This window comes from Pyxidicoccus caerfyrddinensis, assembly GCF_010894405.1.
GTDB lineage: Bacteria > Myxococcota > Myxococcia > Myxococcales > Myxococcaceae > Myxococcus > Myxococcus caerfyrddinensis.
This window is the reverse complement of the sequence record NZ_JAAIYA010000019.1, coordinates 84,610-102,362: the sequence shown is the minus strand read 5'-3', so window position 1 is coordinate 102,362 and position 17,753 is coordinate 84,610. Positions and strand designations below refer to the sequence as shown.

Genomic DNA, 17,753 nt, shown 5'->3' with positions numbered 1-17,753 from the left:
AAGAAGATGAAGGCGCTGGGCCTGCGGCGCGGGCAGTCGGAGTCGTAGGCCTCCCCATCCCCGCCGCATGCAGTACAGCGTGAGCCCGCCTTCGTCCGTCTTGCACGCCTCCCCCGAGGGCGCGCGGGTTACGGAACGCCGAGCATGCGCAGCACCGCCGCCGTCCCCGCTGCGGCGACCACTACCACCACGAAGGGCAGCCGGAACCAGGCCAGCACCGCCCCCACGGCCACACCGGTCGGGCGGGCCGCGCCTCCGAAGCCGCCGCTCGACGTGAGCGTCGCCGTGGCCACCAGCGCGGAGAGCAGCGCAATCGCCGACAGCGTCAGCAGCCGCTGCACGCGCGCGGACACCTGGATGCGCTGGCTGAGCAGCGGGCCGGCGAGCCGGAAGGCGTACGTGCCGGCGGCGAGGAGCAGGACGGGAAGCAGCGTCATCGCAAGGCCACCGACAAACCCAGGAGCGCCAGCAGCACCGGCAGGCCAGCGGGTAGGAACGGCGTGGTGACGAGCGCGATGGCGGCCCCCAGCAGCGCCACCTTTCGCGCCACCGCCGCCGCGCGCTTCGACTCCGCCGTGTCGGCCGAGGCTCGCAGCGACGGCAGCAGCAACGCGAACATCGCGGCGGGGAATGCGGCATCCAGGCCCAGCGCATCCGGGTTCCCCAGGGCCCGGCCCGCAAGCGCGCCCACGAGCACGCCGATGTTCCACGACACGAACAGCGTCCCACCACAGAGCCAGTACGCGGCGCGCCGCTTCGCGGGGTCCTGCTGCGCGAGCGCGAAGGCCACCGACTCGTCCACCATCAGGTGCGTGCCAATCAGCCGCATCGGCCAGCTCCGACCCAACACGTCGGAGACCACCATGCCGAAAGGCAGGTGCCTCGCATTCAGCAACAGCCCGGCGAGCACCGCGGCCACGGGGCTTCCGCCACCGGCCACCACGCCCACCACCATGAACTGTGAGCCTCCCGCGAAGACCAGCATGGACATGGCCGAGGCGAGCCAGACGGACACGCCCGCCGCCACGGCGATGGCGCCAAAGGACACCCCCACCACGCCCGCCGCCGCGGCGATGGCGGCGACATCACGGACCAGTGCGCGGTCGACGGTCGACATGGCGGCGCATGCTACACGCCGCCTCTCGGAGGCAGGGGCCGAGACTTCACCACCCGGCGCCCGCGCCAGTAAGCATGATAATCTAGCATTACCTGTTTGCCTCATCTCCACAGGTAGGAGCCCATCATGTTGACGAAGCACGTCGTCATCGCCGGTGTCGCCGCCCTGTTCCTCGGTGGTTGTGGTGCAGGTCCCTCCGAAGAAGCGGCGCCGGAGGCGCTCGACAGCACCGAGCAGCCGCTGCTCTATAAATGCCCCGCGAGCTTCGGCTGGACTCGCACCTGGTACTCGACGAACTCGACTGGCCTGGTGGCCGGCTCCGAGACCTGCACGTGCCTGGGCATCCTCAAGCAGACTGGGACACCGCAAGGCGACTTCTACACGCAGGTGCAGTTCGAATGCGCGAGCGCGCCCGGCGGCCCGGAGCAGGCAGGCAGCGGAGCCCACGAGGCGCGCTGACAAGCCCGGAGCAGCGGCCAGAGACACGGAGTCGCAGCGGCGGGCGGCCGGACACACAGGGTCCATCATTCATATCGGCGCACCACTTCGGGGGCTGAAGCGGGCCCCCGGACGTGGGAGACTTCCGCGCGTATGAGCTCGGCCTCCATCCTCGGCATCGACTTCGGGACCACCAACACCTCGGCGGCCTTCTTCGACAAGACGGGCAAGCTTCGCGTCGTGCCCGTGACGGACAAGAGCTTCACCCTGCCCTCGGTGGTGTGGTTCCACGCGGCGGACAAGTCCATCGTCGGCCACGCGGCGCGGCGGCAGATCATCGACGACCCGAGCCACACCGTCTTCGGCGCGAAGCGCTTCCTCGGGCGCCGCTTCCAGTCCGAGTACGTCACCCAGCACAAGGACAAGTACGCCTTCGAGCTGATGGAGGCCCCGGACGGCTACACCGCCGTGAAGATGTACGGGAAGATGACCTCGCTCACCGAGGTCGCCTACCTCATCATCCGGCAGATGCTCACCCTGGCGAACCACACCGCCGGAGAGCCCTTCCGCGAGTGCGTGCTCACCGTGCCCGCCCACGCCAGCATCCGCCAGCGCGAGGCGGTGCGACAGGCCGCCCAGCAGGCCGGCCTCCAGGTGCGCGCCATCATCAACGAGCCCACCGCCGCCGCGCTCTACTACGCCAACCTGCGCAACCCCGAGCAGACCGTCATGGTGTTCGACCTGGGCGGCGGCACCTTCGACGCCACCCTGCTCGCCGTGCAGAACAAGGTCGTGAAGGTGCTCGCCACCGGCGGTGACGCCTTCCTCGGCGGCGCCAACTTCGACGAGCGCATCGTCGAGATGCTGGTGCAGGACTTCCAGCAGAAGCACGGCATCAACCTGCGCGGCAACAAGGTCGTCATGCAGCGGCTCGTCTTCGCCGCCGAGTCCGCGAAGATGTCCCTCAGCCAGCGCGACGCCACGGTGCTGCGCGTGCCCTGCATCGCCCAGAAGGACGGCGGCTTCATCGACTTCGACTACACCCTCACCCGCAAGCAGCTCGAGGAGATGGTGTTCCAGCTCGTCGAGCGCACCGCGTCCGCATGCGACGACGTGCTGGAGCGCGCGAAGCTGAAGCCGGACCAGATTGACGAGCTGGTCATGGTGGGCGGCCAGACGCGCATGCCCGTCATCCGCCAGCGCTTCGGTCACTTCAAGCGGCTGTCGTCGGAGAAGGAGGTCCACCCGGAGCTGGGCGTGGCGGTGGGCGCGGCCATCCTCGGGCGCAACCTGGCGCGCGGCATCTCCGGCCTGGCGGACGTGGTGCCCATGCCCATCGGCATCATGGTGCCCGGCGGCGCCCAGCACGAGGTCATCCCCGCCAACACCCCCGTGCCCGCCACGAAGTCCATCTCCCTGGAGCTGCCCATGATTCCGGGCCCCATCTCCGTGGCCCTCTTCGAGTCGCTCGACACCACCACCGTCGACCGTGAGCTGCTGGGCACCGTCCGCATCGACCTGGACTGGCGCACCACCCACAAGGGGCCCACCACCCTGGAGCTGCGCATGGGCCAGGACTTCGTCCTCAACGCCGCGCTCGTCTCACCCCAGGGCGCCCGACACCCGCTGCCCATCACCGACCTGCGGGCGCCCAAGCGCGCCGACACCTAGCGCCCCCGGGCTCTCACGAGCCTGGAACGTGCGCCACACGACACTGGCGCGCGACTTCCGCGCGCCCGGCGGACTGCTTCGTACGGGGCCTTGCCAGTCTCCCAGCCTCCCACTCCCTTCAAGGAGGCTGCGTCATGAGGCACAGAGCCCTGGGCTGCATCGTCCTGCTCGCCGTATGCGCGTGTGCCGGCCAGCAGAAACCTCCGCCAGCGCAAACACGGCAGCTCAAGGCCGTTCTCTTCCCCTACATCCCGGACTCAGCGGGGGACGAGTTCTCCGCACTCAAGCAGGCCCTCGAGAAGGGCTTCGAGCAGAAGCATCCGGACATCGACCTGACCGTCGTCATCGACGACGACGTCGACCTGTATGACCTGAACGACGGCGGCGCCCTGAATCGACTCCTCGGAGACAGCGCCGAGGCCGCCCAGGTCGTCGAGGTCGACATGCTGCTGCTCGGCGACCTGGTGTCCAGGGGATGGATTCAACCCGTGCAACTCACCAGCGCGGATGTCCTTCCCAGCGCACGACAAGCAACGGCCATCCAAGGCACCAGCTACGCCGTGCCCACGTATCTCTGCTCCCATGTCGTCTACACCGGGAACCCGGACTTCGGGTCGGCCACGGATGGTCAATCACTCATCCGAATCCTCTCCAGCAGCCAGCCTGGCCGGACGCCACTGGTGAGCAACTACAAGGGGAGCTGGACCCTCCCCGCCATCTACATGGATGCCTGGGCGGACACCCACTCGGCGGATGGCCTCGAGAAGGCCCTCGAGCTTCCGCTCGACGCCAAGACGATGACCAGGCTCGATGAAGTCGTCGACAGCTGCGCTCCGGGCGGGGCCACGAACCCCTGTCTGGATGGCAGCTACGAAGACAATACCCGGGCCGAAGAGACCTTTGCCCAGGGGAAGGCCAACGGCTTCGTGGGCTTCACCGAGCGGCTGTTCTTCATCCGGAAGAGCAACCCCGCGATGCCCCTGCCTCACGCCATCTCAGTCCCTCTTGGCGGAGGGACGCATCCAACCCTGTTCGTGGATGGGCTGGTCTTCAACGCGAAGTGCTCCGGGGCATGTCTCCAGGCGGCTCAGGCCTTCGCGACGTACATGAGCACGCCAGAAGTGCGCGCGCTCATCGCCTTCAGTCAGGATGCCCCGCCGGGTGCATCGCCGCGCTACCTGCTCCAGGCAAGTCAGCCCTTCTACAAGAAGACAGCGGCCGCCTCCGACCCGATGTATCAACAATTCATTCTGTTCCTGGATACCGCCAGGCCCTATCCCAACCAGGGCTTCCCGGCGGTGAGGAAGGCGCTACAGCAGGCCCTGCTCAAGGAATTGCAGCCGGGGCCCACGCCGCCTCCCAGCGCCCCGTGAGCCGATGGCGCCGGCGCTCAGGCCGTGCGCGACTCCAGATTCATGGGCAGGCCGCCCTTGGGCCGCAGGGTGATGAGCGGCTCGGGCGCCAGCACGTGGCCGGGGACGCACCTCGGCCGGTAGCGCTGGGCCACGGTGGCGAGAATGAGCTGGGCCTCCATCATCGCGAAGCCGTTGCCGATGCACTGGCGCGGCCCGCCGCTGAAGGGGAAGTACGCGTAGCGCGGGCGCTGCGCGGCGGCCTCGGGCGAGAAGCGCTCCGGGAGGAACTCGTCGGGGCGCTCCCAGAAGTCCGGGTGGCGATGCGTGACGTAGGGGCTGACATCCACCATGGTGCCACCCGGAATCCGGAAGCCGCCGATGACGTCATCCTCCTTCACGGCCCGGCTGTAGACGTAGGCGGGCGGGTAGAGCCGCATCGCCTCCTCCACCACCATGCGCGTGTAGCCCAGCTGGGGCACGTCCCCGGCCGTGGGCAGGCGCCCGCCCAGCACCGCGTCCAGCTCGGCGTGCAGCTTCGCCTCCACGTGCGGGTGCTGCTCGAGCAGCGCCCAGACCCAGCTCATCGTCGTGGCCGTCGTCTCGTGGCCGGCCACCAGCATCGTGAGCACCTCGTCGCGGAGCTGCTCGTCGGTCATCGCCTCGCCAGTCTCCTCGTCCCGCGCCAGCATGAGCATGGAGAGCAGGTCGCCCCGGTCCCCGTCGCCCTGGCGCCGCTCGGTGATGAGGTCCATCACGGTGCTCCGCAACGCCCGGCTCGCGGCTCGGAACTCGCGGTCATAGCGGGTGGGCAACACCGGCGGCAGCAGGCGCAACGTGCGGAAGCGCGTCGTGGTCTGCTCGCTCAGCACGTTGAACGCGCCCCCCACCACCGCCACCTTGTCCCCCACCGAGGCCCCGAACAGCGCCTCCCCAACGATGGTCAGCGTCAGCCGCATCATCTCCTCCACCATCGTCACCGGCTCGCCGCGCGCGGCGGGCGCGGCCCAGCGCTCCAGCATGGCGGCCGTCGCCCGCGTCATGCCCTCGGCCATGGCGGAGATGCGCTGCCGGTGGAAGGCGGGCTGGGCCAGCCGCCGCTGCCGCAGCCAGAAGGAGCCCTGGCTCGTCAGCAGCCCGTTGCCGGCGACGCGGCTCACCAGCCGGTATGAGATGTGGTCCTTCGTGTAGTTCTCCACGTGGTCCTGCAGCACGCGCCGCACCCCGTCCGGGTGACTGATGAGGTGCGACGTCATGGGGCCCACCCGGTAGCGGGCCACGTCCCCGTACTGCCGCGCCGTCCCCAGCAGCAGGCCGAGCACGTCGCGGCGCGCCTCGAGGAGCACGCCCCACAGCAGGTGCCCCCGGGGGCCCGGGGCAATACGGGAAGAGGTGGTGTCCGGCGAGCGCACGGCGGTGGTCGTCATGTCGGGTCTCCTTGCGCTCCAAGACATGTCGCGAACGGGGAGCCGGTGCATTGTCCCGCGCCGCCAACCCGTTGTCCCCCAGCGCCAGGGCACATTGCGGCCCCTCGCCCGCTGGTCCATGCTCCCCCACCCGATGCGTCCGCAGACGCTCCAGTCCTCCATCTTCCGCACCCTGTTTCGCGTCGGGGAGTCGCTCGACATCCCGCGCTCGCGCCTGCTCGAGGCCACCGGCGAGACGGAGGAGCGACTGGCGGCTCCGGACACCCGCGTCTCCTACGAGGCCCTGCGCCGCGTCTGGGAGCTGCTCGTCTCAGTAGGGGGTGCCTGGCCGCTCGGCGTGCGGCTGGCGGAGTCCCTGGAGCCCACCCACTTCGGCCTCGTGGGCTACGTGCTCGTCAACAGCCCGGACCTGCGCACGGCCATGGTGCGCTACTGCCGCGTCAACACCCTGCTGGACCCGCGCACCGGGTGGACCACCACCGCGACGCCCTCGGGCATGCGCGCGGAGCTGCGGCTGCACCCCGACGACGCCTGGGCGGTGAAGCTGCGGCACCCGCCCGAGGGGCTGCTGCTGAGCCTGGTGGCCACCGGCCGCACCCTCACGGGAACGCACTGGAGCCCCCGCCGGGTCCGCTTCGCGCATCCGCGCCATGGGGCCTCCGCGGCGGTGGAGGACTTCCTCGGTACCCCCATCGAGTACGGCGCGAGCGCCTACGTCATGGAGGCGGATGAGCCCATCCCCTCGCTCCCCATCCGGCATGCCGACATCGACCTGGGCAACCTCCTCCATGCTCGCGCCGAGGCCGCGCTGGCCGACCTGCACGCCTCCGAGCGCCGCACGTGGACCGAGCGCGTCAGCGAGGTGCTGGCCGCCCAGCCCCGCACGGGAGAGCTGGGCCCTGCGGAGGTGGCCACCCGCCTCGCGGTGAGCGAGCGCACCCTCCAGCGCCGCCTGCGGGAAGAGGGCGCGTCCTTCGCCGGCCTCGAGGACGCCGTGCGAAAAGAGCGCGCCTTCCAGCTCCTGCGCGACGGACAGCTGGCCCAGTTCGAGATTGCCTTCCTGCTCGGCTTCAGCGACCCCAGCGCCTTCACACGCGCGTTCCGCCGCTGGAGCGGTGAGACGCCGCTGGCCTGGCAGAAGGCGCACGCATCCCGGCCGGAGACCTGAAGGCCCGGCCTCAGGCGCGCACGAAGGTCTGGAAGAAGCGCTCCCGGTCCACCGCCACCGAGATGGACGTCTTCGAGCCAGGTGCGGGCTCCGAGCCCCACTCGCCGCGCTCGCGCACCACCTCCACCGGGGCCCAGGTGACGATGTCCCGGTCGATGGCCGCGCACGCCGCGATGGGGTCATGCAGCAGCTTCCCCTCTGGCCGCTCGCGCAGGTAGTGCTCCATCGCCTCGAACACGAGCGCCAGGCCCGCCGTCGCGTCCCGGTGGGGGCGCATCCGTTCGTGGAAGGCGACGTCGTACGCCACGCCGTGGGTGACGTTCTTCGACACGAGGTCCCTCGAGCCGATGCGCTCCGAGGACAGCGCGAGCAGCGCCCCCTTCGGGTCCCCGTTGAAGTTGAAGGTGGGACAGGTGCGCAGGCCGGCGAACTTCGGGAGCCGGTGCTCCGGCGGCACCACGTTGTCCCCCGCGAAGCCGCCCTGGGCCACCCAGCGCACCAGCCGCGCCTCGGGGTGCTCGTTGAGCAGCAGCCGCAGGTTCTGCAGCGGTGCCCCCGTGAGCAGCGCCGCGTCCGGGTACTTCGCCAGCGTGCGGGCCAGCACCTCGTGCGCCAGCGCATCCGGCTCCGCGGGGGCCACCTGCCCGAGCCACGCCCCGTGGAAGCCGGAGACGCTGTCGCGCTCCGCGCCCGGGTTGCGCGCGCCCACCGGCACGTCGCCCCGCCCCGCACGGGAGAGCAGGTGGCGCACCAGTCCCACCTGGGCCCGCGAGCCGGGCGTCACCGTCACCGCGCGCAGCGCCACCTGGGGGTGCGTTGCCAGCAGGCAGAGCGTGAGCGCGTCGTCCGGGTCGCTCGTCTCCATGTCGAAGAGAAGGTCCAGCATCGATTCTTCCGTCACCAGGCAGGGCCCGGGGCGAGCAGTCCCCTCGCGAGAGCGCCGGCGTGGCGCCTCCCCGAGAGCCCCGCCAGGGCGTTCGAGCGTCCCAGACGCTCGGGCCCCCTCCTCCTGACGGGGCCCGAGCCCGCCCACGTGTGCCCGCCCCGCGAAAAGACAGACGCCACCGGGACTCGAGGGCCCCGGTGGCGTCAGGTGTGGCGCAACTCGCGACGACTACTTGTTGAGACGGTACGCGCTGAACATCTGGTCCATGCGCGTGTCCTGGCCCGTGGTGAAGCGGTCCATGCAGGAGTCGTCCGTGTAGTCCATGAAGTTGTTGATGGGGTCCACGCCCGTGCCGTTGCACGTGTCGCGGCCGGCGGGGCAGCCGTACGCGGCGCTGCGCTCGGCCGGCGTGTCGGAGACCTCGTCGCCCGTCTTGGCGCAGCCGCCCTGGAACGTGTGCCACAGGCCCATCCAGTGGCCAATCTCGTGCGTGGCAGTGTCGCCCAGGTTGTAGGGCGCCGCCGAGCCGCCCGGCACCGACGAGTACAGCATCACCACGCCGTCATCCTTCGGCGCGCCGGCGTACCAGTTGGGGAAGGTCGCCCAGCCCAGCAGGCCGCCGCCCGGGTTGCAGGTGTAGAGGTTCAGGTCGTCCGCCGTGCCCTGGCGGAGCGCCGTCTTCATCGCCGTCTCCACCGAGACGACGTCGCAGGTGTTGAACCAGGTGGCGTTGGTGGTGCGCGTCGTCGCCACCAGGTTGAACTGCCAGCCCCAGGCGCCGTACGCGTTGTTGAGCACCGTCATCTGGTCGTTGATCATCTGCGCCGTCAGGTCACCGTTGCTGACGCCGGTGCCCTTGTTGATGACGTGCCAGTAGACGTTGATGGTGCCACCCGTCACCGTGGTGCCGCCGCCGCTGCCGCCCGGCTTCTTCTCCGAGGCCCCGGTGAACTTCGCCAGATGCTGCTTGACCTGCTGCTCCTCCGCGTCCGTCAGCGGACGCGTGCCGCAACGGGAACCATCCGCCTTGGAGTGCGACAGGCCCTGCTGCTCGGAAGACTCCGCGCCCTCGGGTGCCGGCGTCGGCTCCTCCTTGGAAACACAAGCCGTCGCGAGGAAACACGCACTCAGCACACCGAATCGGGAGAGACCCTTCATTGATACGCCTCCAAGAGGAAAAAAACGGCGCGCCAACCGTGGCCCGCCGCTGGAGGAGATTATCGTTTATTGGGGCTCCGAGGTTTCCGCCCGGGCGTCTATTTTCCTGACTTACTGAACACTGCTCCGTGATTCCGGGCGCTTCTGCACACCCCGTCTCCGCCGTGCGGGTGAAGCGGGTGGGCACGAAGCGCCCACCCGCCTCCCGCCGCGAGGGTGCGGCTACATGCAGTTGGCGTTGTAGCCGGTGCCGCCGAAGAAGAAGTAGCGGCCCCAGTTCCCCGGGTCATTGCCCAGCGAGATGTCGTAGCAGTACGCGTCGTCGCGGTACGCGGTGAGCCCGGACGGGTCCGAGTAGACGTTGCTCGTGTTCACGTAGAGCAGGTTCTTCTGGTAGGCCGCATACTGGAACCACGAGGCGGGATACGCGCCGCTGCCCATGTCCGTGGACGTGTGCAGGTTGAGGTTCCGGTTGTCGATGATTTCGCCACCGAAGTCGATGGACCAGGCGTTGTTCGCCAGGCCGTTGGTGTCGAAGCGGGTGCGCGGGTAGTAGCCCACCCAGATGTCACCGTACTTCAGCCACCACGCGCCCGCGGTGCCGTCCTTGTACCACATCAGCTTGAACTCGTACTGCGTGCCGCCGGAGGTGCTGTAGTTGCTGAAGGCCCCGCCGATGGGGACGGTGTTGTTGACCTGGACGAACGCGCCGCAGCTCAGGTTGTAGCAACCGCCGCTGCCGTAGTTGTCCGGCGTGAAGTAGATGAACAGGCGCGAGTTGTCGTCGCCGTACAAGTCCCGGTACTTCTGCCAGCCGGCCTCCACCGTCTCCAGCGAAGCGCCCGAGCCGCGGACGACCCACATCTGGGACAGGCTGAACTCGCTGGTCAGCTCGGTGTACGGGTTCCAGACGTTGAAGATGCTCTCGGCGCCCATGTTGTCCACCCACTGGTGCGCGTGGGCGTACTGGTGCTGGGCCGTGGGGCCGTTGCGCGGCGGCTCGATGCCCTCGAAGCCGCGGGGCTTGCCGGTGTCCACGGGGAGCCGGCCGGCGAGGTGGTTGGGCACCTTGCGGCGGAACTCGTCCAGCGTCTCGAAGCGCTTGAGCGTCTCCAGCTTGAGCTTGACGATGGGCACCGTGCCCTCGGGGCAGCGGCGCATGTTGCCCGCCGCGTCCACGTCACCCGGGCCGGAGAGGCCCGCCTCGAGCGTCGTGGGCCGCGTGTCGCGCCTGGGCGACGCCGGGTCCGCGGCGATGGCCGTCGGGTCCGGCGACGGCAGGGTGCTCGGCGCCAGCTGGATGCGGTGGCTCTCCATGCCCGGCTGCCGCAGCGCGGGCTGCAGGTGCAGCGGGACGCAGTCGATGTCGTCTCCCCCGCGGCTCCTGAAGTGGTGCACCACGTCCTTCGCGTCGTAGAGCGACTCGAGGTACTTCTCCATCCGCGCCAGCTCCTTGCCGTCGCGCACGCGCTCCACCAGCCCGAGGCTCGCGGAGGAGGACTCCGGAGCCTGCGCCGCCGCGGCCTCCGCCTCTTCCCCGGCGCAGCCCACGAGGCCCAGCCCCACCACCGAGACGAATCCGAGCCGCACCAGCCAGCGCTGCTCGGGACGACGGGTCTGCTTCGCCTTCTTCATGGAATGCCTCTCGACAGACAACGGGTTAAATCTGCTATCGACGCGATAGCTGAATATCGCGCCAAAGCCGACTTAGCCTGAAGGTCTGACAAGGACTTCCGAGAGCGTTCAGGAGGCGACAGCGCCTGAGGTGCGACTCAGGCGGCGATGCGCGCCACACATGCGGGCGTGTCGTTGGCGGGCGAGTTGACCACGCGGTCCACCTCGTACACGTCCAGCGTGTCCTCGGAGAAGGGCACCAGCAGGGGCAGCAGCACGGCGGCGTCCTGCGGCTCCGGGCGCAGCCACACCTCCTGCGACTGCGGTGAGAGGATGACGGGCATCCGGTCATGGATGGGCGCCATCAGCGCGTTGGGGCCGGTGGTGATGATGGTGCAGGTGTTGAGCACCTCACCGGTGTCGGGCGCCGTCCACTCCTCCCACAGGCCGGCCAGGGCCAGGGGCTTGCCGTCCTTGCGGTGGAAGTGGAACGGCGTCTTCGGCTTCGTGGACTGCTTCCACTCGTACCAGCCGTCCACCAGCACCAGGCAGCGGCGCTTCTTGAGGGCGGAGCGGAAGCTGGGCTTCTCCGCCACCGTCTCGCCGCGGGCGTTGATGAGCTTGCTGCCGATGCTGGCGTCCTTCGCCCACGAGGGGATGAGGCCCCAGCGGAAGGTGTCCAGCATGCGCGCGCCGTCATTGGGCACCACCGGCATCAGCTGGGTGGGGCACAGGTTGTAGCGCGGCCGGTCCACCGAGGCGCGGATGCCGGCAAGTCCCAGCTCGGCCACGAGCTGGTCGGGAGAAGTCCTGACGGTGACACGTCCACACATGGCCGGGGATTATCGCCCCGTCTGGCCCGGTCCCCAAGCAAGTCGCGGCGGGGGTGCCAGGAAGCAGGCGGACGGCCGTCGCGGTAGACTGGCGGGCATGAGCAACGACAGCGGTTCGAACTTTGGGAAGCCGTCGGAGCCGAAGAAGAACCCGAAGGTGTTCGGCGTGCCGGTGAAGATAGACCCGTACGCTTCCGTGCGGCCGGACCACCCCACCGGGGAGTACGGCATGCCCGACAAGAAGAAGAAGCGGGACGACGCGCCGTTCGATCCGTTCGCCGTCGTCATCGAGTCACCGAAGGACGGGGGCTGAGCCTCGAAGCCGGTGCCCGCCGCGCGCGCCCTGGTCTACAACGCCGCGCCATGAACCGGTCCGCGCTGCTGTCCGCCTGTCTCGCCGTCTCCGTCCTCGCCTGCTCCGAGCGTCCGTCGGGCGCCACCGTCGACGCCGGGGCGCCCCCCGTGCAGGCCGCTCCCGAGGTGCCCGACTCCGGGGCCCCGGAGCCCGAGGCCGTCGACGCGGGGCTGGAGGATGCGGGAGCCCAGGCCGGTGCGCCCGCCTCGCCGGACGCGGGGAGCGCGGCGTGCTCGGCGGGCACGCTGAGCGCGAAGACGCTGATTCCGATTCCGCCCCCGCCGCCCCTCGTGGAGGGCATGCGCCGCCGCATCATCGCCGCCGCCGTCGCGTGCGACTACGCGGCGCTCGCGAAGCTGGCCGATGCGAATGGCAAGGGGCTGCGCTTCTCCTTCGGTGACGGCAAGGACCCGGCGGCGGCCTGGCGCAAGGCGGAGCAGGAGGGAGAGCCCGTGCTGGCGCGGATGGTCCAGGTCCTCAACCTCTCCCCCGCGAAGCAGGGCGACCTCTACTTCTGGCCCGCCGTGCACGTCACCGGCGCGGAGAAGGACTGGCAGGCCGTGGTGGGCGTCTACCCGGAGAAGCAGCTGCGGGCCATGAAGGAGGGCGGGACGGGCTACCTCGGCCTGCGCGTGGGCATCAGCGCGAAGGGCGACTGGCAGCTCGCGGTGTCCGGGGACTGACGCCCGGGGGAATCGCTTTCAAACCAGGCAGCTTTGCCTTTCGGGGCCCCAAGCATCCCAGCCACCAACGCACCGTGAAGTCCGCCCGCATTCCCCGAGCGCGGCGGCGGGAGTCCTGGCCCCTCCGGAAGCAGTGTGTATACGCTATTGCCCCCCCCTCTTCCGAGATGACTGGCCCGAGGTCCTGCCCATGCGGTGGCCGATGAAACTCCTCTTGAACGTGCTCACTCCGCCGGTCGCGCTCGCCGGCCGGTTCTACAACTGGGGGCAGCGGTACCGGGAGCTGCTCCGCTACCGGCTGGAGTTCCGGCCCCGGCCCGAGGACATCTTCATCGCGACCTACCCGAAGTCCGGGACCACGTGGATGCAGATGTTGCTGGTGCAGTTGTTCAGCGGGGGGCTCGCGGAGTTCGACCACATCTCCCAGAAGTCGCCCTACTTCGAGTCTGTCCTCCGCCAGGGTCGCTTCGACTTCCTGGAGAAGCTGCCGTCACCTCGGCTGTTCAAGACGCACATGACCTACGGGGCGCTACGGCCCTCGAAGGACTCGCGCATCATCTTCGTCACCCGCGACGCCCACGACACCTTCATCTCCTGCTACCACCACCTGGAGATGGCGCAGCGGTTCCGCTCGTCGTTCGACCCGTTCATCGGCGGCATGGTGAAAGGGAAGTGCTCCTTCGGAAGCTGGTACGACTACATGCGCTCGTGGATGCCCCACCGGACTGACGCCAACGTCCTGTGGGTGCGCTACGAGGACATGCGGCAGGACCTGGGAGCCCAGGCGAGGCGCGTCGCCGCCTTCCTCGGCATTCCCGTGCCGGAGGAGCGCATGGCGGACATCCTGGAGAAGTGCAGCTTCGCGTACATGAAGCGGCATGACCCGAAGTTCGACTTCCGCCTGACGATGCACGAGGACTCCCCCGGCAACTTCATCCGCCAGGGCGGCTCGGGGGAGCGGCGCCAGTTCCGCGAGGAACACACCGCCGAGCTGGAGCGGAACCTGGCGAAGCTCCGGGGTGACCTCGGGCTTGGCGAGGCGGAGCGCTTCTAGCGCTCGCCACGCTCGCCGCGCCGTGCCGCTCCACGGCGCAGGTTGCAGACGGCGTAGAACCTCGCCGTCTCCTTCGACGGGAGGCCGAACCTCCTGGCGTCGGCGGACTATGCTCGCCGGCCATGAGCCCCTCCCTTCCTCCTGATGAAGCCGGAGCCCGCTCCGGCGAGCCGCGTGACGGGTATGCGCGTCGCGTCGGCCTCTTCTCGGGAGTGATGCTCGTCATCGGAGGCATCATCGGCTCCGGCATCTTCCTCAACCCCGCCATCGTCGCGCAGCGCGTGCACACGCCGGGGCTCACCCTGGGCGCATGGCTGCTCGGCGGCGGGGTGGCGCTCATCGGGGCCTTCGTCTACGGGGAGTTGGGGCAGCGCATTCCGAAGGCGGGCGGCAGCTACGTCTACCTGCGCGATGCCTTCGGCCCGCTGCCGGCATTCCTCAACGCCTGGGGAATGATGCTGATGATTGCCACCGGCGCCATTGCCGCGGTGGCGGTGACCTTCGCCAACTACACCCTCGCGCTGACCGGCCTCGGGCCCGACTTCCGCTTCCCGCTCGCCGTCGGCGCCATCGTCCTGCTCTCCGGGGTGAACTACTTCGGGGTGCGACCCGGCGCGCTCACACAGAACGTCTTCACCGTGCTCAAGCTGCTGGCGCTCGCCGTGCTCATCGGCGCCGGCCTGCTGCTCGCCGGCCCCTCGCCCGCGGTGGAGGCCGCCGCCGCGCCGCAAGCGCCGGACTCCATCGTGCTCGCCCTGGGCGCGGCGCTGGTCCCGGTGCTCTTCAGCTACGGCGGCTGGCAGCAGACGAACTTCGTGGCCGAGGAGATGGTGGACCCCGAGCGCAACCTGCCACGCGCCCTCCTGCTCGGCGTCATTGGCGTGGTGACGGTGTACCTGCTCGCGAACCTCACCTACCTGCGCACGCTCGGCGCGGGCGGGCTCGCGGCGAGCAGCGCCCCGGCGGCGGACGCCCTCGGCCAGCTGCTCGGCCCCGCGGGCCGCACGTTCATCACCGCGGGCGTGGCCCTCTCCACCTTCGGGTTCCTCAACCTCGTCATCCTCGTGTCGCCCCGCGTCTACCAGGCCATGGCCGCGGATGGACTGTTCTTCCCCCAGCTGGCCCGCCTGCACCCGCGCTACCGCACGCCCGCCACGGCCATCCTCTTCCAGGCCGTCTGGGCCATCCTCCTCACGGGCACGGGGACCTACGGCGAGCTGCTCGACTATGTCGTCTTCGCCGACTGGCTCGTCTTCGGAGCCACGGCCGCCACGCTCTTCGTCTACCGCGCCCGCGAACGCCAGGGACGCATCCCCCGCGTCGCATACCGAGTGCCCGGCTACCCCGTCACCCCGCTCCTCTTCATTGCCGCCGCGCTGTACGTCGTGCTGGGCTCCACGGCTTCCAACCCGCTCAACGCCCTCAAGGGCACGCTGCTGCTCGGCGCGGGCGTGCCCGTGTTCCTGTACTGGCGGCGGCGCACGGCCGGGAGGGCAGCGGCCCCGGCGGCCGTGGGCGAGCCGTAGTCCGCACCGAGAGGTCCGCTCAGCGGCAGGCGGGAGCGCCGGTGTCGGACCAGCTGCAGTGCTCCTGCGCGGAGTACGTGAAGACGTAGTCCTGCGCGGGCGCGTCCCCGCCACCTCCACACGCGGAGAGGAGCGGCGTCGTCGCGCTGGCCTCCAGGGGGACCACCGCGCGCCCGCCGCAGCTCTTCCAGTTGCCCAGGCCGAGCGCGTCCTGCGTCGTGGGGAACGCGATGGCCCGCGCCACGGCCCCGCCGCTCTTGAGCGAATAGCCCGCCAGCGCATGGATGCGCCGGGCCACCGCCCAGAGGTCGTGCCCGTTGTCCCACGAGCCCGGAGGCGCACCGCTGTACCCCGCGGGCAGGGAGTGGCCCGCGTTGAGCCACTGCCCATCGCAGCCGTCGCTCTTCACGAGCTGCCAGCTCTTCTCCTGCAGGTTCGCCGGCAGCTTGTTCCAGATGTCGTTCACCGCGATGAGGGGGTCGTTGGTGTCGTCATCCGCGTACACCTGGAGCACCGTCTTCACGTCGACGGGTAGATCCCGGTAGTGGTCATTGGTCGCCGTCGGGTTCTCGAGATTCGGGTACGAGAACCAGGGCGCCATGATGAACATGAAGCGCCCCGCGCTCCCCCATGCGGCGGTCAACCCGTTGTGCGTCGGGTCCGCGAAGGCGCGGCGCGCCAGCTCCGGCGTGGCGCCGCCGCCGAAGGAGTGGCCGATGAAGCCGACCCGGGTGACATCGAACCGCGTGCCGTACTGCCTCGCGGCCGCCACGAAGCCCTCCCACAGGGTGTCGTACTGCGAGCGGCGCGGGCCCGTGTTCATGTACGGCACGAACACCACGTTGTAGCCGTTGCTCGCCAGGCGCCGCAGCAGCGGCCCCACGTGGGTGTGGTCCGAGCCACCATACGCGTGGGAGTAGAACAGCACCGGGTACGTGCTCCGGTCGTCGGGCCGGTAGACGGTGATGGGCATCTCCGGCCAGAGCGCGTTGGGCACGTCGGACTGCACGCGTACGGCGAGCGGCCCCTGGGTGCCGTACAGCGTCGGCTCCGTCGTCGCGGCCGTCGTCGCCACCTCGGGCCCGTACGGCCGCGGCGCACAGAGCGCCACCGCGGTGCCCACCTCCTGCGCCGTGACAGCGACGGGAGCCTCGTCGCCAGCTCCTTCAAACGCCGTCCCACAGCCCGTGACAGCAAGCACCCCGGCCAGCATCCACCATGATTGGGTCATGGGGCGCTACAACACGGGAGCGGCGGAAAGGTTTCGCGCGTCACCAGCCCGGCGCCACGGGGTTCGGCACGGCCTGGACGCGGAAGCGGCTGCGCACCAGCTCCACGTAGCTCTTCTCTTCGATGAAGATGGAGCAGATCTGCCCCAGTCCGTGGGCGGCCCCGTCCTGGACCATGGGCGCGTAGACGAGCCAGAAGTTGAGCGTGTCGGCGGAGATGGAGGCGTCCGACATCGTCGTGCCCAGGCTGACCCGCGTCACGCCGGCCAGGGCCCCGGGCACCTGGAACTTCTCGGCGTAGGACTGGCCGCCCGTACCGGTGAAGCGGCTGACGTTGACGACGTTGGCCACCGAGGGCGCCTCCCGGCTGCACCTGTCGTACGCCGCCCCGTCCCTCCCGGTGTTGCAGTAGCACTTGTTCATCGGGCCCGTGTTGAGCTCGATTTCGTAGGGCTCGAGACGGACCCGCCCGTCCTCCAGCTCCTCCTTCTCGCGGTCGACCCCTTCCGGCACCAACCGGACGACCCGGTAGCCGATGAAGAGCCCGCTGCCATCCAGCACCAGCGTGTTCTCCGCGTTGCCGCCGACGGAGGCGGTGACGGGGAGGTTCTGCTCCGAGGCCGCCGCCCGGACGCTGGCCTCCAGCGTGGACTTGTAGGTGAGCGTGATGCGCCCCGCGCGGAGCCCCTCGTACAGGAGGCCCTGGCCCGAGCCGAGCTCGACATTGGCGAGCGACTTGACCCGCTCGATGGTCAGCGACGTGAGGCTGATCTTCACCCGCTCGGAGCCCGAGCCCGTCAGCTTGAGGTAGCGCGCGATGGCGCCCTCGACTCCGGCGGAGAGTGACTGGTCGGACTCGAGCGACGCCACGCTCTGCGTGCGGACTCGGTTCTCCTCGGGTTGTCCCGCGCCGTCAGGACCGACGCCCTCCATCCAGATGGCCCCGATGGGGATGTCGGCGCGAGGAACCGTCAGCGCTTGAAACCCCTTGGGTACGGCGCCGCCACCCTGTCCGAATCCGCTGCCACCTTCCGACGTCTTGCAACCCGCGGCGAGCAGCACCGCGAGGGAGAGCCACGACATGCGTCCCAATACCGCCTCCGAGAAATAGGGGCGGTGAGTCATAGTGCCTTTCAGAACCAGAGCACCAGGGCCGGGGACGGCACCCTGTGCCGCGGCCGAGCTGAAAAGGCGTAGCGGGCACTGCCAGCGGCCTCACGAAAGGCCGCTGGCGGTGCGTGG

The 17,753-nt window shown here is 69.8% G+C and carries 17 protein-coding genes; 8 read left to right on the top strand and 9 right to left on the bottom strand.

The features are described from left to right. Positions 1-128: 128 nt before the first annotated feature. Both G4D86_RS35950 and G4D86_RS35945 read right to left on the bottom strand, forming a co-directional pair. Positions 129-437, bottom strand: a complete 309-nt coding sequence (locus tag G4D86_RS35950; RefSeq protein WP_163998646.1) for an AzlD domain-containing protein — start codon at positions 435-437, stop codon at positions 129-131. Beyond that, a complete protein-coding gene (locus G4D86_RS35945) occupies positions 434-1,117 on the bottom strand; it encodes an AzlC family ABC transporter permease (RefSeq protein WP_163998645.1) in 684 nt (227 codons plus the stop codon). The genes G4D86_RS35950 and G4D86_RS35945 overlap by 4 nt, the downstream gene beginning before the upstream one ends. 126 nt (positions 1,118-1,243) lie before the next feature. Between G4D86_RS35945 and G4D86_RS35940 the strand changes: the two genes are divergently transcribed. The 3 genes from G4D86_RS35940 (at position 1,244) to G4D86_RS35930 (ending at position 4,599) form a co-directional block, all read left to right on the top strand. Beyond that, entirely contained in the window at positions 1,244-1,576 is a 333-nt protein-coding gene (locus G4D86_RS35940; protein ID WP_163998644.1) for a hypothetical protein, read from the top strand. 132 nt (positions 1,577-1,708) lie between these two features. Beyond that, complete coding sequence (locus tag G4D86_RS35935; RefSeq protein WP_163998643.1) at positions 1,709-3,226, top strand: Hsp70 family protein; 1,518 nt, start codon at positions 1,709-1,711, stop codon at positions 3,224-3,226. A 134-nt stretch (positions 3,227-3,360) separates the two neighbouring features. After that, positions 3,361-4,599, top strand: a complete 1,239-nt coding sequence (locus G4D86_RS35930; RefSeq protein WP_163998642.1) for an extracellular solute-binding protein — start codon at positions 3,361-3,363, stop codon at positions 4,597-4,599. Positions 4,600-4,616: 17 nt separating this feature from the next. On the opposite strand, the gene G4D86_RS35925 is transcribed toward G4D86_RS35930, so the two are convergent. Continuing rightward, complete coding sequence (locus tag G4D86_RS35925; protein ID WP_163998641.1) at positions 4,617-6,005, bottom strand: cytochrome P450; 1,389 nt, start codon at positions 6,003-6,005, stop codon at positions 4,617-4,619. 133 nt (positions 6,006-6,138) lie between these two features. Between G4D86_RS35925 and G4D86_RS35920 the strand changes: the two genes are divergently transcribed. Continuing rightward, the gene (locus G4D86_RS35920; RefSeq protein WP_163998640.1) at positions 6,139-7,173 is read left to right on the top strand and encodes an AraC family transcriptional regulator; all 1,035 of its coding nucleotides are present in this window, start codon (positions 6,139-6,141) and stop codon (positions 7,171-7,173) included. 10 nt (positions 7,174-7,183) lie between these two features. On the opposite strand, the gene G4D86_RS35915 is transcribed toward G4D86_RS35920, so the two are convergent. The 4 genes from G4D86_RS35915 to G4D86_RS35900 all read right to left on the bottom strand — a co-directional run bounded on the left by G4D86_RS35915 (position 7,184) and on the right by G4D86_RS35900 (position 11,664). After that, a complete protein-coding gene (locus tag G4D86_RS35915; protein WP_163998639.1) occupies positions 7,184-8,059 on the bottom strand; it encodes a nucleoside hydrolase in 876 nt (291 codons plus the stop codon). A 228-nt stretch (positions 8,060-8,287) separates the two neighbouring features. Then, the gene (locus tag G4D86_RS35910; protein ID WP_163998638.1) at positions 8,288-9,217 is read right to left on the bottom strand and encodes a zinc metalloprotease; all 930 of its coding nucleotides are present in this window, start codon (positions 9,215-9,217) and stop codon (positions 8,288-8,290) included. A 222-nt stretch (positions 9,218-9,439) separates the two neighbouring features. After that, positions 9,440-10,852 (bottom strand): neprosin family prolyl endopeptidase, encoded by a 1,413-nt coding sequence (locus tag G4D86_RS35905; protein WP_163998637.1) that lies wholly within the window; start codon positions 10,850-10,852, stop codon positions 9,440-9,442. A gap of 137 nt (positions 10,853-10,989) precedes the next feature. Then, entirely contained in the window at positions 10,990-11,664 is a 675-nt protein-coding gene (locus G4D86_RS35900) for an SOS response-associated peptidase (RefSeq protein WP_163998636.1), read from the bottom strand. Positions 11,665-11,761: 97 nt separating this feature from the next. On the opposite strand from G4D86_RS35900, the gene G4D86_RS35895 reads away from it, so the two are divergent. From G4D86_RS35895 to G4D86_RS35880, 4 genes are all read left to right on the top strand, one after another. Next, the gene (locus tag G4D86_RS35895; RefSeq protein ID WP_163998635.1) at positions 11,762-11,977 is read left to right on the top strand and encodes a hypothetical protein; all 216 of its coding nucleotides are present in this window, start codon (positions 11,762-11,764) and stop codon (positions 11,975-11,977) included. Positions 11,978-12,027: 50 nt separating this feature from the next. Next, positions 12,028-12,702, top strand: a complete 675-nt coding sequence (locus tag G4D86_RS53235) for a hypothetical protein (RefSeq protein ID WP_240360646.1) — start codon at positions 12,028-12,030, stop codon at positions 12,700-12,702. Between the two features lie 202 nt (positions 12,703-12,904). Then, complete coding sequence (locus G4D86_RS35885; RefSeq protein WP_163998634.1) at positions 12,905-13,756, top strand: sulfotransferase domain-containing protein; 852 nt, start codon at positions 12,905-12,907, stop codon at positions 13,754-13,756. 122 nt (positions 13,757-13,878) lie between these two features. Further along, entirely contained in the window at positions 13,879-15,282 is a 1,404-nt protein-coding gene (locus tag G4D86_RS35880; protein WP_163998633.1) for an APC family permease, read from the top strand. Positions 15,283-15,301: 19 nt separating this feature from the next. Here G4D86_RS35880 and G4D86_RS35875 read toward each other — a convergent pair whose 3' ends face one another. Then, positions 15,302-16,513, bottom strand: a complete 1,212-nt coding sequence (locus G4D86_RS35875; RefSeq protein ID WP_163998632.1) for an alpha/beta hydrolase family protein — start codon at positions 16,511-16,513, stop codon at positions 15,302-15,304. A 40-nt stretch (positions 16,514-16,553) separates the two neighbouring features. Next, positions 16,554-17,594, bottom strand: a complete 1,041-nt coding sequence (locus tag G4D86_RS35870) for a hypothetical protein (protein ID WP_163998631.1) — start codon at positions 17,592-17,594, stop codon at positions 16,554-16,556. Positions 17,595-17,753 lie beyond the last annotated feature (159 nt).

Coding starts and splice junctions, on each gene's coding strand:
- G4D86_RS35950 (WP_163998646.1), bottom strand. CDS start 437: ATGACGCTGCTTCCCGTCCTGCTCCTCGCCGCCGGCACGTACGCCTTC.
- G4D86_RS35945 (WP_163998645.1), bottom strand. CDS start 1,117: ATGTCGACCGTCGACCGCGCACTGGTCCGTGATGTCGCCGCCATCGCC.
- G4D86_RS35940 (WP_163998644.1), top strand. CDS start 1,244: ATGTTGACGAAGCACGTCGTCATCGCCGGTGTCGCCGCCCTGTTCCTC.
- G4D86_RS35935 (WP_163998643.1), top strand. CDS start 1,709: ATGAGCTCGGCCTCCATCCTCGGCATCGACTTCGGGACCACCAACACC.
- G4D86_RS35930 (WP_163998642.1), top strand. CDS start 3,361: ATGAGGCACAGAGCCCTGGGCTGCATCGTCCTGCTCGCCGTATGCGCG.
- G4D86_RS35925 (WP_163998641.1), bottom strand. CDS start 6,005: ATGACGACCACCGCCGTGCGCTCGCCGGACACCACCTCTTCCCGTATT.
- G4D86_RS35920 (WP_163998640.1), top strand. CDS start 6,139: ATGCGTCCGCAGACGCTCCAGTCCTCCATCTTCCGCACCCTGTTTCGC.
- G4D86_RS35915 (WP_163998639.1), bottom strand. CDS start 8,059: ATGCTGGACCTTCTCTTCGACATGGAGACGAGCGACCCGGACGACGCG.
- G4D86_RS35910 (WP_163998638.1), bottom strand. CDS start 9,217: ATGAAGGGTCTCTCCCGATTCGGTGTGCTGAGTGCGTGTTTCCTCGCG.
- G4D86_RS35905 (WP_163998637.1), bottom strand. CDS start 10,852: ATGAAGAAGGCGAAGCAGACCCGTCGTCCCGAGCAGCGCTGGCTGGTG.
- G4D86_RS35900 (WP_163998636.1), bottom strand. CDS start 11,664: ATGTGTGGACGTGTCACCGTCAGGACTTCTCCCGACCAGCTCGTGGCC.
- G4D86_RS35895 (WP_163998635.1), top strand. CDS start 11,762: ATGAGCAACGACAGCGGTTCGAACTTTGGGAAGCCGTCGGAGCCGAAG.
- G4D86_RS53235 (WP_240360646.1), top strand. CDS start 12,028: ATGAACCGGTCCGCGCTGCTGTCCGCCTGTCTCGCCGTCTCCGTCCTC.
- G4D86_RS35885 (WP_163998634.1), top strand. CDS start 12,905: ATGAAACTCCTCTTGAACGTGCTCACTCCGCCGGTCGCGCTCGCCGGC.
- G4D86_RS35880 (WP_163998633.1), top strand. CDS start 13,879: ATGAGCCCCTCCCTTCCTCCTGATGAAGCCGGAGCCCGCTCCGGCGAG.
- G4D86_RS35875 (WP_163998632.1), bottom strand. CDS start 16,513: ATGACCCAATCATGGTGGATGCTGGCCGGGGTGCTTGCTGTCACGGGC.
- G4D86_RS35870 (WP_163998631.1), bottom strand. CDS start 17,594: ATGTCGTGGCTCTCCCTCGCGGTGCTGCTCGCCGCGGGTTGCAAGACG.